Origin of the sequence: Trinickia violacea, assembly GCF_005280735.1 — a bacterium.
GTDB classification, from domain to species: Bacteria; Pseudomonadota; Gammaproteobacteria; order Burkholderiales; family Burkholderiaceae; genus Trinickia_A; species Trinickia_A violacea.
The window spans coordinates 2,963,924-2,979,081 of sequence record NZ_CP040077.1 but is presented as its reverse complement, the minus strand read 5'-3'; the positions used below and the strand labels follow the sequence as shown (position 1 = coordinate 2,979,081).

Below are 15,158 nucleotides of genomic sequence, written 5' to 3'. Positions count from 1 at the left end.
TTTAGATCGTTGCGCCTTCGAGCTCGCTGATCATCTTTTGCATTTCGGCGCCGCCGGCCATCATGTCGAGCACCTGGTCCTTGGTGATGGTTTCCTTCGTGTACGTGCCCATCGATTTGCCGCGATTGAGCAGCGTGAACGAATCGCCGATCGGGTAGGCGTGGTGCACGTTGTGCGTGATGAAGATCACCGAGATGCCTTTCGCGCGTGCCTTGTGAATGAGCTTCAACACGTTGAAGCTCTGCTTCACGCCGAGCGCGGCAGTCGGCTCGTCGAGAATCAGCACGCGGGCGCCGAAGTGAATCGCGCGCGCAATCGCAAGACACTGCCGCTCGCCGCCCGACATCGTGCCGATCGGCTGATTCGCGTCGCGCACGTTGATGCCCATTTCGGCGAGCTTTTCGCGTGCGACCTTGGCGGCCGTTTCGATATCCATCACGTTGACGAGGCCGAAGAGCTTCTTCTGCGGCTCGCGTCCCATGAAGAAGTTGCGCGCCACCGAAAGCAGCGGCACGAGCGCGAGATCCTGGTACACGGTCGCGATGCCGAGATCGAGCGCGTCTTTCGGCGACGCGAAATGCACGGGCTTGCCGTCGACGAGGTAGGTGCCTTCGCTCGGCGCATGGACGCCTGCGAGCGTCTTGATCAGCGTCGACTTGCCGGCGCCGTTGTCGCCGAGCAGGCAATGCACTTCGCCGCGCCTGAGCCTGAGCGTGACGTCTTTCAGCGCGATCACGTTGCCGAAATAACGGCTCACGTTTTCGAGCGCGAGGATGTAGTCGTCACCGGTTTGTTGAGTGTCGGACATCATGAACTCCTGGATTCAGCGTATCGAGACGATCTCAGCGCGCTGCGGCCACGCGGCTGCGCACATAGTGATTGAACAGCACGGCGAACAGCAGCATCACGCCGAGGAACACGCGGAACCAGTCCGAATCGATGTTCGTGTAGGTGATGCCGATCTGCACGACGCCGAAGATCAGCGCGCCGAACGAGGCGCCGATCACCGAGCCATAGCCGCCCGTGAGCAGCGAGCCGCCGATCACCGCCGCGATGATCGCTTCGAATTCCTTCTGCAGACCGCGGTCGGCGGCAGCCGACCCGATATCGCACACTTGCAGCACGGCGAACAGGCACGAGCAGAACGCAGTCAGCACGAACAGCGAGATCTTCACGCGCTTGACCGGCACGCCGACGTTCTTCGCGGCATTCGCATCGCCGCCGACGGCGAAGATCCAGTTGCCGAAGCGGGTCTTGGCGAGCGTGAACGCACCGACCGCCGCGAGCAGGAACCACCAGACGATGACTTTCGGCACGCCCGGCACGAGCGGTTCGCCGTTGTCGAGCAGCTTGACGAGGCCGATATGGCCGAGCCACTTGAAGAGGCCGTGGAACGCGACGCCTTGGAAGAGCGCATGCGCGAACCCGCTCTGCGCGGCGACGTCGCCCACGCCCGAGATGATCGTGCGGTCAGCGAACATCACGGAAAGCGCGAGCGTCAAGCCGCGCAGGATGAACAGGAACGCGAGCGTGACGATGAACGACGGCAGGCGGGTGCGCATCACGAGATAGCCGTTCAGCGCGCCGAGCGCCATCGAGCCGACGAAGGCGAAGACGATCGAGAGCTCGATCGGCCAGTGGAAATACATGGTCGGCAGCGCGACCATCATGCCGGCGAAGCCGATCATCGAGCCGATCGACAGGTCGAATTCCCCAGCGATCATCAACAGGCAGGCGCCGACTGCAATGAGCCCGAGATAGGCGGCCACCTGCGACCAGTTCATGATGCCGTCGAGATTGAACATGCCGGAGTTGCCGGCGCCGATCGCGAAGACGATGAACACCATCACCGTGCCGGCCAGGGCCGCGAACTCGGGGCGGCTCAGCAGATGCTTGAGCCACGACTCGCGGCGCACGCGCTCGTCTGACGAGGAAGAGGACGCGCCCTCTTGAGCCGCTTCGTGATGCTTGCGCGAACCGAGGTGGAAATGATCGACGACACCCATCTAAGTCTCCTTGATGCGCCATGCGGATTGCCCCTGTCAGGCGAACCGTGCGGCACTATGAAGCGTAGGAATGCAAATCAATGCTACAAAGGTAAGAGCAAATCTTCGTGCTACCGGAGCGCTCGTGGTCGGAACGCCGCCTCGCAGTCGTCTCGGCGTTCCGGGGGCCGGCCATCCGACCCACTCCTCCACTACACCATTAGCGATACTGGCCTGCGTACTTGACCACCTTGTCGACGTTGGCCTTCGTGATGAAACCCGGGCCTGAGCTGATGTTGCGCGCGCCGTACACCGGCTGGAGGCCGTACGCTTCAAGCCGTGCCTTGAACTTCGGGTTCGACTTGAGGGCGGCCTGGATCTTGGCCGGGTCGGTCGTGTGGTCCTTCTTCGCGATCGCGAGCACCGCGATGGCGATATAGCCCTGCAGGTACGGCTGCTGGTCAATGGCGAACTGGATCGTGCCGTCCTGGATCGCCTTGGCGATGTCATCGGAGAAGTCGAACGTCGCGAACCAGATCTTGCCGGCGAGGCCCATCTGTTGCAGCGCCTTGATCGTCGGCGAGGCCGACGTCGGGCCGAGTGCGAGCACCGCGCCGGTATCGGGATGGTTGCGCAGGTAGGCGCTGACCTTCGACTGGATGCCGGTCGGGTCCTGACCCGCGTCGAGCGTCGATGCCTTGTAGTCGACGCCGAGCGCTTCGCCGAAGCCGCGGCAGCGCTCGAACGAGGCCGGGTTCGTCGCGTAGTGGTTCACGCACAGAAACGACTTGATGCCCGCGGCCTTCGCTTTTTCGCCGGCGGCCTTGCCTGCTTCGTATTCCGGCTGGCCGATGTGCATGATCGCGCCGAGTTGCGCGCTCTGCTCGGCGGTGCCGGAGTTGATCGTGACGAGCGGGATGTGTTTTTCGGTCACTTTCGCGATCGCGCCTTTCAGCACGTCGAAGTCGGCGATCGTCACGGCGACGCCGTCGTAGTTGCGCGCGGCGGCTTGCTCGATGAGACGCGCCATGTCGGCGATGTCGCCGTTCGGCGGATTGCGGTAGTCGGTCTGGACGTTGAAGTCTTCGTCCGCCTGCTTGATTGCGTTCTTGATCGTGTTCCACCACGAATCGGAATCCGGCGCGTGGCTGATCAGTACGAAGTGAGCCGCGGGATCGGCCTGGGCGGCCGATGCTGCAAAGCCGCTGCCTAGCGCCAGCGCGCATGCCGCGACGAACGTCCTCAGTGCAGCCTTGCCAGTGCAAAGTCTCATTGTCTCCACCTATCCAGGTTATGTCGTTATTGATCTCCCGGGGGCCATCGAGGCGGCATCCGCACGGGGCGGGCGGTGATGTCCTCAAGGAGGGCGAGCGTCAAGTGACAGCCTGTTGTGTTGCCGCTCACGAGCAAGATTAGGCCAACTTTTGTGAGATTGCAAAGAAAATTTCATTGCAAATAAAAATGGAAAATACGTTCCAATTTGGCGCGGCGCGTGCCTATAATCAGCACCGTCTGGCGCGCTGTAGAGCCTTGCTACACCTGGGTTTGCGCCGCGCCGCAGCAATTTGAAGAGGGGACGGGCCATGCAGGACGACAACACCGCCGAATTGCCGAGCGTTGACGAATTGATGCAGCGCATCGCCGACTCCTACGAGACCTTGCCGCGCCAATTGAAGAGCGTGGCGGCCTACCTGGAGCAGCACCGCTCGAGCGTGATGGTCGACCGCACGAGCGACATCGCGTCGAGCTGCGGCGTGCATCCGTCGGCCGTGGTGCGCTTTGCGCAACGCTTCGGTTTTTCCGGCTTTTCCGATCTGCAGGAAGTCTTCAAGCAGGCTTACACGGGGCAGAGCCCGTCCGGCCAGACCTATAAGCAGCGCATCCGCAAGCTGATCGACGACAAGCCCGGACAGCTCTTGGGCGGATCGGTCGCTCGCGAATTCGTCGCCGCATGCAAGAGCGGCCTCGACGAGCTCGACGAGAACCTCGATGACGAAGCGTTCGACGCCGCCGTGAAGATGCTGCAGCAGGCCGAGAACATCTACGTGATCGGCGTGCGGCGCTCGTTTCCGGTCGCGAGCTACATCGTCTATGCGTTGCAGCACACGCCGAAGCGCGTGCATCTCGTCTCGGGTTTCGGCGGCATGTTTCGCGAGCAGATCAGGAGCGTGAAGAAGGGCGACGTCGTGATCGCGATCAGCTTCGAGCCATACGGCAAGGAAACGCAATATTGCCTGCGCGTTGCGCACCATCATCAGGCGAAGACGCTCGTGATCACCGACAGCCGTCTCTCGCCGCTCGCCCGCTACGCGACCACGCAACTCTTTGTGAAGGAGGGGAGCGCGTTCGCGTTCCGCTCGCTGACCAGCACCATCTGCTTGTGTCAGGCGCTCTTCGTCGCGCTTGCGTACAAGCTGGAATTGACCGTCGAAGAATCGAAAGACATTGGAGGATACGATGACTAACGTAGCACCCAGCTCGCCGATCAACGTTGCCGTATTCGGCGCAGGGCGGATCGGCCGCATTCACGCGGCCAACCTCGCACGCCAGCCGGGCGTGAAGCTCAAGTACGTGGTGGATGTCAACCGCGAGGCGGCCGCGGCGCTCGCGGCCGAGCATGGCGCGCAGGTCGCGGACGTGGATGGCGCGATGGGCGATGCGTCGATCGGCGCGACCGTGATCTGCTCGAGCACCGATACGCACGCCGATCTGATCGAGCAATCGGCCGCGCAGAAAAAGCATGTGTTTTGCGAGAAGCCCGTCGACTTGACGGTGGAGCGCGCTCGAGCTTGCGCGGCGGCTGTGGAACGCGCGGGCGTCGTCTGCATGATCGGCTTTCAGCGCCGCTTCGACCCGACGTTCGCCGCGGTGAAGGCGCGCATCGACGCGGGCGAGATCGGCACGCCGGAGATGCTCGTCGTGACGAGCCGCGATCCGGGCGCGCCGCCCGTCGAGTACATCCTGCGCTCGGGCGGCATCTTCAAGGACATGCTGATCCACGACTTCGACATCTTCCGTTGGATTCTCGACGACGAAGCCGAGACGCTGCACGCGACGGGCAGCGTGCTGTCGGACCCGGCGATCGCCGACGCGGGCGACATCGATTCGACGGCGGTGACGATCCGCACGAAGCGCGGACGCCTGTGCCAGATCAACACCGCGCGGCGCGCGGCCTATGGCTACGACCAGCGCTTCGAGATTCTCGGCAGCGACGGCATGCTGCAAGCGGGTAACGTGCGGCCGACGGAAGTCGTCGCGTACTCGAAGAAGGCGGTGTCGAGCGACGTGCCGGAGGCGTTCTTTCTCGAACGCTATCGCGCCGCGTATGCGCTGGAAATCGCGCATTTCTTCGAAGCGGTGACACAGGGTAAGCCCGTTCGCACGACGGTCGCCGATGGCTTGAAGGCGCTCGAACTCGCCGAAGCCGCCACGCGCTCATGGCGCGAAGGCCGCGCGGTGCGCGTGGGCAACGAAGCGTGACAGGCGAGGGGAGAGCGTTCTATGACTCATGTTGCTAATCGCACGCCGGTGAAAATCGGCGTGGTCGGCTTGGGGCGCCTCGGCAAACGCCACGCGCAGAATCTTGCGTTTCGTGTGCCTGGCGCCGAGCTCGTCGCTGTGTGCAGTCCCGTTGACGAGGAGCGCGCGTGGGCGCAAGAAGCGCTGCCTGCGCCACGCCTCTACGCGGACTACGAAGCGTTGCTGGCCGACCAGGACGTCGACGCAGTATGGCTCGTGACGCCGTCGGCGCTGCACGCCGACCAGATCGTCGCCGCCTTGCGTGCCGGCAAACACGTGTTCTGCGAAAAGCCGCTGTCGCTCGACGTGGCCGAATGCGAGCGCGTGCTCGAAGAAGCGAAGCGCCACTCGCATCTGCAAGCGACGATCGGTTTCATGCGCCGCTTCGATCCGAGTTACCGCGACGCGTACGACAAGATCCAGCGCGGCGCGATCGGCCGGCCCTTCATGATCCGCTCGCAGACCACCGACAAGAACGACCCCGAAGGCTTCTTCGTGCGTTTCGCGCCGACCTCGGGCGGGATCTTTCTCGACTGCACGGTGCACGACATCGACGTGACCCGCTGGCTCTTCGGCAATCCGCGCGCCAAGCGCGTGTTCGCGACGGGCACGATCGCGTTGCACGAAGGCTTGCGTGCGTGCGGCGACGTCGATAACGGCGTGGCCGTCTGCGAGTTCGAGGACGGGCGGCTTGCGGTGTTCTACGCGTCGCGCACGATGGCGCACGGCAACGACACGCACACCGAAGTCATCGGCACGGCGGGCGCGCTCGCGATCGGCCATATTCCGCGCGCGAGCCGCGTCGAGATCTACGACCAGCACGGCGTGCGCAACGAATGCACGCCGACGTTCTTCGAGCGCTTCGAGGACGCGTTCTTGCACGAAGCGCAGGCGTTCGTCGATGCGGTAAGGGGCGGTAAGGCATCGGGCGCGACGCTTGCCGATGCGCTCGAAGCGACGCGTATCGGCAGCGCGCTGCGCGAAGCGCTGACGACCGGACAGCCCGTCGAGCTGTGACGACAGGCACGGTTCGGCGCGCGAGACGTGCCGGGACCCGAGCAGGCTCCCGGCGGCGGATCGTCGCGTGCGGTAGAATTTGACCCTCTGTACGGCGCGGGCCCGTCGATCCACGAATGATCGGCGGCCCGGCGCCTCACCCCGAAGGTCGATTGCCGATGCAAATTCACAAGGAAGTCGATGCGCGCGGATTGAACTGTCCGCTGCCCATCTTGCGCGCGAAAAAAGCGCTCGCCGACATGGAGAGCGGCCAAATCCTCAAGGTCCTCGCGACCGATCCCGGCTCGCAACGCGATTTCGCGGCGTTCGCGAAGCAGACGGGCAATGAGATCGTGGAAAGCTCCACACAAGACAAGACGTTCGTGTTTCTGATGCGCCGGCGCTGAACGCTTTCACGCGTTACCCGCCGCCGCGCAAAAAAGCCCTGCTTCGGCAGGGCTTTTTTCCATCGGATAACGCAGCGGCGGGGGATTTAGCTATCCATCACCGGCTGGCGCGTGCGCAGATAGTTTTCGAAGTCGGTCGCGACTTCGGGATGGCGCAGCGCGAACTCGACGGTCGCCTTCAAGTAACCGAGCTTGCTGCCGCAGTCGAAGCGCGTGCCGTGGTACTTGTACGCAAGCACTTGCTCGTCGGCGAGCAGCGACTGGATCGCATCGGTCAGCTGCAGCTCGCCGCCCGCACCGGGCTTCAACGCGCGCAGGTGATCGAAGATGCGCGGCTTCAGCACATAGCGGCCCACCACGCCCAGGTTCGACGGCGCGACTTCGGGCGCCGGCTTCTCGACGATGCCCGACATCTTGATGATCGCGTCTTCCCATTCCTTGCCGTCGACGATGCCGTAAGACTTCGTATCCGACGGCGGGATTTCTTCGACCCCGATCACCGAGCTGTGATAGTGATCGAACACCTCGATCATCTGCTGCATCACGGGCGGCTCGCCATACAGCAAGTCGTCTGCGAGGATCACGGCGAACGGGTTGTCGGCGACGAGCTTCTCGGCGCACAGCACCGCGTGGCCAAGGCCGAGCGCTTCCGGCTGGCGCACGTAGAAGCAGTCGACATGGCTCGGCTTGATGCTGCGCACGAGCTCGAGCAGCTTGTCCTTGCCGCGCGCTTCGAGTTCGGCTTCGATTTCGTAGGACTTATCGAAATGGTCTTCGATGGCGCGCTTGCTGCGGCCCGTCACGAAGATCATTTCGGTGATGCCGGCGGCCATCGCTTCTTCGACCGCGTATTGGATCAGCGGCTTGTCGACGACCGGCAGCATTTCCTTCGGGCTCGCCTTGGTCGCAGGCAGGAAGCGGGTGCCTAGGCCCGCTACCGGAAAGACGGCTTTGGTGACTTTCAACATGGGATCTGCGTCCTCGTGTGTGCTCGAAATAATTCAACCGCCAAGTTCACGCGGGGAGCCGCGAGAGTTGAGCGCTCAGCTTGGCAATGGTGTCACGATATTCTGACAGCCTTTTCTGTTCCTGTTCCACAACTACGGCAGGGGCTTTTGTGACAAAAGCCTCATTACCGAGCTTCGCGTTGCACTTGACGATCTCCGCATCCAGGCGAGCAATTTCCTTGCCAAGACGTTCGCGTTCCGCCGCGACGTCGATCTCGACCTTCAGCACGAGCTTGTCGCCGCCGACGATGGCAATCGGCGCGCCATGGGCTTCGGCGTCGAGCGTCGCTTCGTCGGCGATGATCTTGACCTCCGAAAGACGGGCGAGCGCTTGCGCGTATGGGGCGAACGTGCGCAATTGTTCAGCGTTGCCGGTTGCCAGGAGCGGCACTTTCGTCGCCGGGGACAGATTCATTTCGCCGCGCAGATTGCGGCAGGCGTCGATGACCGCTTTCAGCTCGGACGCCCAGCGCTCGGCGCTTTCGTCGATCTTTTTCGGCTCGGCGATCGGATAGCGCTGCACCATGATCGACGCGGCACCCTCCGCTGCGCCTGCCGGGTAGCTCTTCGCGAGCGGTGCGACCTTCTGCCAGAGCGCTTCGGTGATGAACGGGATGATCGGGTGGGCGAGGCGCAGCACCGTTTCGAGCACGCGCAGCAGTGTGCGGCGCGTCGCGCGCTGCTGCTCGGGCGTGCCGTTCTGGATCTGTACCTTCGCGAGTTCGAGATACCAGTCGCAGTATTCGTCCCACACGAACTTGTAAATTGCGTTCGCGACATTGTCGAAACGATAGTCGGCGAAGCCCTTTTCGACTTCGGCTTCGACGCGTTGCAGGAGCGACACGATCCAGCGGTCCGCCTGCGAGAAGTCGAGATAGCCGCCGGGACCGCAGTCGCCTGCGCCGCAGAGTTCGGGCTTGTCGAAGCCGCACTCGTGGCCTTCGCAGTTCATCAGCACGAAGCGCGTCGCGTTCCAGAGCTTGTTGCAGAAGTTGCGATAGCCCTCGCAGCGCGCGAGGTCGAAATTGACGTTGCGGCCGAGCGTCGCCATCGACGCCATCGTGAAGCGCAAGGCATCGGTGCCGAACGACGGAATGCCCGACGGGAATTCCTTGCGCGTCTTCTTCTCGATCGTCGCGGCCTGCTTCGGATTCATGAGCCCCGTGGTGCGCTTCGCGACGAGCGATTCGAGATCGATGCCGTCGACGATATCGATCGGGTCGAGCGTATTGCCCTTGCTCTTGCTCATCTTCTGGCCTTCGGCGTCGCGCACGAGGCCGTGCACGTAGACCGTGTGGAACGGCACCTTGCCCGTGAAGTGGGTGGTCATCATGACCATCCGCGCGACCCAGAAGAAGATGATGTCGAAGCCCGTGACGAGCACGGACGACGGCAGAAAGTGTTGCAGCTCCTCGGTCTCGTTCGGCCAGCCGAGCGACGAGAACGGCACGAGCGCCGACGAGAACCACGTGTCGAGCACGTCGTCATCGCGCTTCAACGCGCCGGTGTAGCCCTTCGCGTCGGCTTGCGCGCGCGCGTCGGCTTCGGTCTTCGCGACGAACACCTCGCCGTTTTCGCCGTACCACGCCGGGATCTGATGGCCCCACCAAAGTTGCCGCGAGATGCACCAGTCCTGGATGTTTTCGAGCCACTGGTAGTAAGTCGTTGTCCAGTTTTCCGGCACGAACTTGATCTCGCCGCTGCGCACGACGTTCAGCGCCGTTTCGGCAATCGACTTGCCCGGATTGAACGTGCCTTCGGGTGCCGGCTTGCTCATCGCGACGAACCATTGGTCGGTCAGCATCGGCTCGAGCACGACGTTCGTGCGGTCGCCGCGCGGCACCATCAGCTTGTGCGGTTTCACCGATTCGAGCCGGCCCAGCGCTTCGAGATCGGCGACCACTTGCTTGCGCGCTTGGAAACGATCGAGGCCGCGGTACTTCGCGGGCGCGTTGTCGTTGATCTTTGCTTCGAGCGTGAGGATCTCGATCTGTGGCAGCTTATGGCGCTGGCCGACCTGGTAGTCGTTGAAATCGTGCGCGGGCGTGACCTTCACCACGCCGGTGCCGAACTCACGATCGACGTAGTCGTCGGCGATGATCGGGATCTCGCGGTCCGCGAGCGGCAGCTTCACCGTTTTGCCGATCAGGTGCGCGTAGCGCTCGTCTTCCGGATGGACCATCACGGCGACGTCGCCGAGCATGGTCTCGGGACGCGTCGTCGCGACCGTGAGATGACCGCTGCCGTCGGACAGCGGGTATTGGATGTGCCACAGATGGCCGTTTTCTTCCTCGCTCGCGACTTCGAGATCGGACACGGCGGTCATCAGCACCGGGTCCCAGTTCACGAGCCGCTTGCCGCGATAGATGAGGCCCTGCTCGTAGAGCCGCACGAAGACGTCGGTCACGACCGCCGACATCTTGTCGTCCATCGTGAAGTATTCGCGCGACCAGTCGATCGACGCGCCGAGGCGGCGCACCTGGCTCGTGATCGCCGAGCCCGACTGCTGTTTCCATTCCCACACGCGCTCGACGAATGTCTCGCGGCCGAGATCATGGCGCGACACGCCTTCTCCATCGAGCTGGCGCTCGACGACGATCTGCGTGGCGATGCCCGCGTGATCGGTGCCGGGCAGCCACATCGTGTTCTCGCCGAGCATGCGGTGATAGCGCGTCAAGCCATCCATGATCGTCTGGTTGAACGCGTGGCCCATGTGCAGCGTGCCCGTGACGTTCGGCGGCGGCAGCTGGATCGAGAAGTCCTTGACGCCGGCCACGAAAGCCGGCGCAGCGTAGCCGCGTTTTTCCCATTCCGGGCCCCACTGGGCCTCGATGGTCTGGGGTTCGAAACTCTTCGCAAGCGTGGTGTCGCTCATGGTGGGGAATCTGCCGAAAAATGCGTGAAAAGATACGTCGAAACGTTCGATTATAAAGGGTCGATGGGGCCGGAGGGCCGCGAGGGGCAATGGCGGGGCGCTAATCGGGCGGGAAGCGGAGTTGCGAGAACGAGCGGCCGGCGAGAATCGCGCGCCGTTCGGTTTCTGCTGCGGACTCGATCAACCCGCGATCTTCGAGAAACAGCAGATACGCGCGCGTCGATACTTTGCGGCAGTTGTCGGGAAGCAGGAAGCTTGCGCGTGCGATTTTATGGTCCTCGAAGAGGAAGACACCCGCTTTCCCGGGCGACAGACTCAAGTCGTTCATCGCCTCCTGAATCGCCTGTTCGCCAAGATTCGATTTTCTGGGCGGCGAAGCGGGTGACGAGGCCGCGATTGTCTGCGTGTAATGGCGATGGATTTTGGTTTCGATGACAGCAATGCGGTTCTCGCGGACCCATTGTGCAATGCGCTCGCTCGTCGGCGTCTGGTTGCGCGTGACTTCGTGCAGCACCATGTCGACGATTTCGACGGGCCAGTCCGGTTTGAGCAACAGATCCAGCGCATCGGCGTAAGCGAGCGTGATCAAAGGCCCGGCGTCCGGGAGCAGGGCGATTGTCGGGGGGGCGGCCATCCGTTATTTGAGGAGCGAGTTCAAATCGTCAGCCATGCGACGCGTTTCGTCGTCCGGCAGGCGCGGCATTGGCAAGTGCGCTTGCGCCATCAGCAGGAACAAGTCTTCGTCGCTATCGATGCCGAGCGCGTCCATCGCCTTCCGATCGTGAACGCGGCCAAGCGAGAAATCGAGCAGCGTCCGGAAATTCTGATTACCACTCGCCTCCGCCGCCTCGAAGGTCTCGACGAGATAGCGCAGCTCGGCGTTGAACAGCGCATTGACCGAGGTATCCGTTTTTGCCGCGAGGATCTTTGCACGCTTGAGCAGGTCGCGATCGACCGAACCCGTGAAATTGACCGTTTCCGCCATGATGGCACTCCCGTTTGATGGGATAAATTTAGCACATAATTATGTGTAACACACATCTATGTGTTGATCGCGCGTCAGCGAGCGCGATATCCACCCCTATGGTTGGCGGACGTCGCTGACTTGCCCGGGACTTATAATGTCCGACTCGACATCGCGCACCACGCTACGCGCGCCTTCGTGGCCGCCACGCCTTGCCATTACCTCGCTCTCCCATGCCCGAATTGCTTGCGAATCTGAATCCCGAACAACATGCCGCCGTCACGCTGCCGAACGAACCCGCGCTGATCCTGGCCGGGGCCGGCAGCGGCAAGACGCGCGTGCTGATCACGCGCATCGCGTGGCTGATCCAGCATGGGCTCGCGTCGCCCGCCACCGTGCTCGCCGTCACCTTCACGAACAAGGCCGCGCGCGAGATGATGGCGCGCCTCTCGGCGCTGCTGCCGATCGACACGCGCGGCATGTGGATCGGCACCTTCCACGGCCTATGCAACCGGATGCTGCGCGCGCATCACCGCGACGCGGGGCTGCCCGCCACGTTCCAGATTCTCGATACCGCGGATCAACTGTCCGCGATCAAGCGTCTGATGAAGGGCCTGAACGTCGACGACGAGAAATATCCGCCGAAAAACCTCCAGTACTTCATCAACAACGCGAAGGAACAGGGGCTGCGGCCGGAGCACGTCGATGCGTCCGACAGCTTCAATCTCAAGTTCGTCGAGCTCTACCAGGCGTACGAGCAGCAGTGCCAGCGCGAAGGCGTCGTCGACTTCCCGGAGCTGCTGCTGCGCTGCTACGAGCTGCTTGCGCACAACCCGCCGCTGCGCGCGCATTATCAGGCGCGCTTCCGGCACATCCTCGTCGACGAGTTCCAGGACACCAACAAGCTCCAGTACGCGTGGCTCAAGATGCTCGCGGGCGACTTGAACGCCAACCCGAACGCGATCTTCGCGGTCGGCGACGACGATCAATCGATCTATGCGTTTCGCGGCGCGAACGTCGGCAACATGCGCGACTTCGAGCACGAATTCAAGGTGCGGCACCTGATCAAGCTCGAGCAGAACTACCGCTCGCACGGCCATATCCTCGACGCGGCCAACCAGCTCATCGCCAACAATTCGCGGCGGCTCGGCAAGAACCTGCGCACCGACGCGGGCCACGGCGAGCCGGTGCGCGTCTACGAGGCGGCCACCGATTCGCAGGAAGCCGGCTGGATCGTCGAGGAGATCAAGGCGCTGATCAACACGGGGCTCGCACGCGGCGAGGTCGCGGTGCTCTATCGCAGCAACGCGCAGTCGCGCACGATCGAGCACACGCTCGTCAATGCGGGCATCGCGTACCGCGTGTACGGCGGCTTGCGCTTCTTCGAGCGCCAGGAAGTGAAGCACGCGCTCGCGTATCTGCGCCTCATCGACAACCCGAACGACGACACCGCGTTCGCGCGCGTCGTCAATTTCCCGGCGCGCGGCATCGGCGCGCGCTCGATCGAGCAGCTGGCGGACGCGGCGCGTCTCTACAACTGTTCGATGGCGGCGGCGATTCCTTACGTGACCGGCAAGGCCGGCTCGAGCCTCGGCGCATTTGCGAACCTGGTCGCGAAGATGCGCGCCGAGACGCAGCAGATGAGCCTGCCGGAGACGGTCGAGTACGTGGTGCGCGCGAGCGGTCTCGCCGACTTCTATCAGAACGAGCGCGAAGGCCAGGACCGCCTCGAGAACTTGCAGGAACTCGTGAACGCGGCCGCGGCGTTCGTCAGCGAAGAGGGCTATGGGCTCGACACGCCGGCGCGCTCGATCCCGCTGCGGCCCGGCGCCACTTCGGCGCCCGAGATCGCAGCGGTGCCGGGCGATCCGTCCGCCGTGGTGCTCGATCCGGCCAGCATCACGGACCCCGCGCAGAACCCCGACACGATGACGCCGCTCGCGGGCTTCCTCTCGCACGCCTCGCTCGAAGCGGGCGACAATCAGGCGCAAGCGGGCCAGGACGCCGTGCAATTGATGACGGTGCATGCGGCGAAGGGGCTCGAGTTCACGGCGGTCTTCATTACGGGGCTGGAAGAGGGACTCTTCCCGCACGAGAACAGCGCGCTCGAGCAAGACGGGCTCGAGGAGGAGCGGCGGCTCATGTACGTCGCGATCACGCGGGCGAAAGAGCGGCTCTATCTGTCGTTTGCGCAGAGCCGGCTGCTGCACGGCCAGACGCGTTACAACATCCGCTCGCGCTTTTTCGACGAGCTGCCGCAGGAGACGCTCAAGTGGCTCACGCCCAAAATCGAGGCGGGGGCGCGCTGGGGCGGCCGCTCGGACAACGCGGGCTGGGGCCGCGACTGGTTCGCGCGTCCCGATCGCCAGGAAAGCTATGCCGGTGCCGCTGTCGATCAGGCGCCGCTACCCGCGTTCGCCAATACGCAGCGTGCCGCCGACACGGGCTTCAAGGTCGGCCAGGCGGTGTTTCACACGAAATTCGGAGAGGGCACGGTGACGGCGCTCGAAGGCAACGGCGCCGACGCGCGCGCGCAAGTCAGGTTCAAGCGGCACGGCGAGAAGTGGCTCGCGCTGGCTGTCGCCAAATTGCAGGCGGTCGAATAATGAGCAAGGAAACGATGGCATTCAAGCAACGGCCGCTGGGCGTGTTGGCGGCGTTGCCGCAGGAGTTGGGCGATCTCGTCGATGCGATGCGCGCCGACGGTGAGTTGCGCACCGTGACGGTCGGCCGGCGCGATTATCACGTGGGCACCGTGTACGGCGTGCCGTGCGTCGTGACGCTCGCGCGCGTCGGCAAGGTCGCGGCCGCGGCGACGGCGAGCGCACTGATCCACGTGTTCGATGTCGATGCGATCGTGTTTACGGGCGTCGCGGGCGGCGTGGGGAGTCAGGTGCGCGTCGGCGATGTCGTCGTCGCGAATGCGCTGCTGCAGCACGATCTCGATGCGTCGCCGCTGTTCCCCCGCTATGAAGTGCCGCTGCTTGGCGTGACGCACTTTGCCGCTTACGCCGAACTCGCCGATGAACTCGCCGCTGCGTGCGAGCGCTTCGTCGCCGACGAAGGCGCGGCGCTCGCCGAGCGCTTCCGCTTGCACGGTGCGCGCGTGCATCGCGGGCTCGTGATCAGCGGCGACCGGTTTGTGTCGAGCTCGGAGGAAGTCGGCGCATTGCGCGCCGCGCTGCCGGACGCGCTTGCGGTCGAAATGGAAGGCGCGGCGATTGCGCAGGTCTGCTACGAGCACGACGTGCCGTGCGCGATCGTGCGGACCATCTCCGACACCGCCGACGACCATGCGACCGCGTCCTTCACGTCGTTTCTCACCGATATTGCGCACGCGTATTCGTCGGGGATTTTGCGGCGGTTTCTGGAGGCGCGCTCGCGGGCTTGAGCCGCGCGCCTCGT

Annotated in this window: 13 protein-coding genes; 6 read left to right on the top strand and 7 right to left on the bottom strand. The window is 63.7% G+C overall.

Translation table 11 applies throughout. The annotated features are described in order from the left end of the window. Position 1: 1 nt before the first annotated feature. From FAZ95_RS13440 to FAZ95_RS13430, 3 genes are all read right to left on the bottom strand, one after another. On the bottom strand, positions 2 to 808 hold the full coding sequence (locus FAZ95_RS13440) for an ATP-binding cassette domain-containing protein (protein WP_137332913.1): 807 nt from the start codon (positions 806 to 808) through the stop codon (positions 2 to 4). A gap of 34 nt (positions 809 to 842) precedes the next feature. Further along, positions 843 to 2,006 carry an ABC transporter permease gene (locus tag FAZ95_RS13435; protein ID WP_137332912.1) on the bottom strand — a complete coding sequence of 388 codons (1,164 nt, stop codon included), beginning with the start codon at positions 2,004 to 2,006 and terminating at the stop codon, positions 843 to 845. 199 nt (positions 2,007 to 2,205) lie between these two features. Next, positions 2,206 to 3,258 (bottom strand): sugar ABC transporter substrate-binding protein, encoded by a 1,053-nt coding sequence (locus FAZ95_RS13430; RefSeq protein ID WP_137332911.1) that lies wholly within the window; start codon positions 3,256 to 3,258, stop codon positions 2,206 to 2,208. A gap of 310 nt (positions 3,259 to 3,568) precedes the next feature. Here FAZ95_RS13430 and FAZ95_RS13425 point away from each other — a divergent pair, with 310 nt between their 5' ends. The 4 genes from FAZ95_RS13425 (at position 3,569) to FAZ95_RS13410 (ending at position 6,907) form a co-directional block, all read left to right on the top strand. Further along, positions 3,569 to 4,450 carry a MurR/RpiR family transcriptional regulator gene (locus FAZ95_RS13425; RefSeq protein ID WP_137332910.1) on the top strand — a complete coding sequence of 294 codons (882 nt, stop codon included), beginning with the start codon at positions 3,569 to 3,571 and terminating at the stop codon, positions 4,448 to 4,450. Continuing rightward, positions 4,443 to 5,465: an inositol 2-dehydrogenase gene (iolG, locus tag FAZ95_RS13420; RefSeq protein WP_137332909.1), complete on the top strand. Its 1,023-nt coding sequence runs from the start codon at positions 4,443 to 4,445 to the stop codon at positions 5,463 to 5,465. The genes FAZ95_RS13425 and iolG overlap by 8 nt, the downstream gene beginning before the upstream one ends. 21 nt (positions 5,466 to 5,486) lie before the next feature. Beyond that, positions 5,487 to 6,521, top strand: coding sequence for a Gfo/Idh/MocA family oxidoreductase (locus FAZ95_RS13415; protein ID WP_137332908.1), 1,035 nt, complete (start codon positions 5,487 to 5,489; stop codon positions 6,519 to 6,521). Between the two features lie 158 nt (positions 6,522 to 6,679). Next, the gene (locus FAZ95_RS13410) at positions 6,680 to 6,907 is read left to right on the top strand and encodes a sulfurtransferase TusA family protein (RefSeq protein WP_038713912.1); all 228 of its coding nucleotides are present in this window, start codon (positions 6,680 to 6,682) and stop codon (positions 6,905 to 6,907) included. An 86-nt stretch (positions 6,908 to 6,993) separates the two neighbouring features. On the opposite strand, the gene galU is transcribed toward FAZ95_RS13410, so the two are convergent. The 4 genes from galU to FAZ95_RS13390 form a co-directional block, all read right to left on the bottom strand. Next, on the bottom strand, positions 6,994 to 7,875 hold the full coding sequence (galU, locus tag FAZ95_RS13405) for a UTP--glucose-1-phosphate uridylyltransferase GalU (RefSeq protein WP_137332907.1): 882 nt from the start codon (positions 7,873 to 7,875) through the stop codon (positions 6,994 to 6,996). A gap of 46 nt (positions 7,876 to 7,921) precedes the next feature. After that, positions 7,922 to 10,789 carry a valine--tRNA ligase gene (locus FAZ95_RS13400; RefSeq protein WP_137332906.1) on the bottom strand — a complete coding sequence of 956 codons (2,868 nt, stop codon included), beginning with the start codon at positions 10,787 to 10,789 and terminating at the stop codon, positions 7,922 to 7,924. Between the two features lie 100 nt (positions 10,790 to 10,889). Beyond that, positions 10,890 to 11,378, bottom strand: coding sequence for a hypothetical protein (locus FAZ95_RS13395; protein WP_137332905.1), 489 nt, complete (start codon positions 11,376 to 11,378; stop codon positions 10,890 to 10,892). 48 nt (positions 11,379 to 11,426) lie between these two features. After that, positions 11,427 to 11,774, bottom strand: a complete 348-nt coding sequence (locus FAZ95_RS13390; protein ID WP_137332904.1) for a hypothetical protein — start codon at positions 11,772 to 11,774, stop codon at positions 11,427 to 11,429. A gap of 212 nt (positions 11,775 to 11,986) precedes the next feature. On the opposite strand from FAZ95_RS13390, the gene FAZ95_RS13385 reads away from it, so the two are divergent. Then, on the top strand, positions 11,987 to 14,359 hold the full coding sequence (locus FAZ95_RS13385) for a UvrD-helicase domain-containing protein (RefSeq protein WP_137332903.1): 2,373 nt from the start codon (positions 11,987 to 11,989) through the stop codon (positions 14,357 to 14,359). Next, entirely contained in the window at positions 14,359 to 15,144 is a 786-nt protein-coding gene (locus tag FAZ95_RS13380; RefSeq protein WP_137332902.1) for a 5'-methylthioadenosine/adenosylhomocysteine nucleosidase, read from the top strand. The genes FAZ95_RS13385 and FAZ95_RS13380 overlap by 1 nt, the downstream gene beginning before the upstream one ends. Positions 15,145 to 15,158: the final 14 nt, after the last annotated feature.

Excerpts from the sequence above, each read along its gene's own strand:
- FAZ95_RS13435 (WP_137332912.1), bottom strand. The coding sequence starts at position 2,006 with ATGGGTGTCGTCGATCATTTCCACCTCGGTTCGCGCAAGCATCACGAA.
- FAZ95_RS13425 (WP_137332910.1), top strand. The coding sequence starts at position 3,569 with ATGCAGGACGACAACACCGCCGAATTGCCGAGCGTTGACGAATTGATG.
- FAZ95_RS13410 (WP_038713912.1), top strand. The coding sequence starts at position 6,680 with ATGCAAATTCACAAGGAAGTCGATGCGCGCGGATTGAACTGTCCGCTG.
- FAZ95_RS13385 (WP_137332903.1), top strand. The coding sequence starts at position 11,987 with ATGCCCGAATTGCTTGCGAATCTGAATCCCGAACAACATGCCGCCGTC.
- FAZ95_RS13415 (WP_137332908.1), top strand. The coding sequence starts at position 5,487 with ATGACTCATGTTGCTAATCGCACGCCGGTGAAAATCGGCGTGGTCGGC.
- galU (WP_137332907.1), bottom strand. The coding sequence starts at position 7,875 with ATGTTGAAAGTCACCAAAGCCGTCTTTCCGGTAGCGGGCCTAGGCACC.
- FAZ95_RS13400 (WP_137332906.1), bottom strand. The coding sequence starts at position 10,789 with ATGAGCGACACCACGCTTGCGAAGAGTTTCGAACCCCAGACCATCGAG.
- FAZ95_RS13440 (WP_137332913.1), bottom strand. The coding sequence starts at position 808 with ATGTCCGACACTCAACAAACCGGTGACGACTACATCCTCGCGCTCGAA.
- FAZ95_RS13390 (WP_137332904.1), bottom strand. The coding sequence starts at position 11,774 with ATGGCGGAAACGGTCAATTTCACGGGTTCGGTCGATCGCGACCTGCTC.
- FAZ95_RS13430 (WP_137332911.1), bottom strand. The coding sequence starts at position 3,258 with ATGAGACTTTGCACTGGCAAGGCTGCACTGAGGACGTTCGTCGCGGCA.
- FAZ95_RS13380 (WP_137332902.1), top strand. The coding sequence starts at position 14,359 with ATGAGCAAGGAAACGATGGCATTCAAGCAACGGCCGCTGGGCGTGTTG.
- iolG (WP_137332909.1), top strand. The coding sequence starts at position 4,443 with ATGACTAACGTAGCACCCAGCTCGCCGATCAACGTTGCCGTATTCGGC.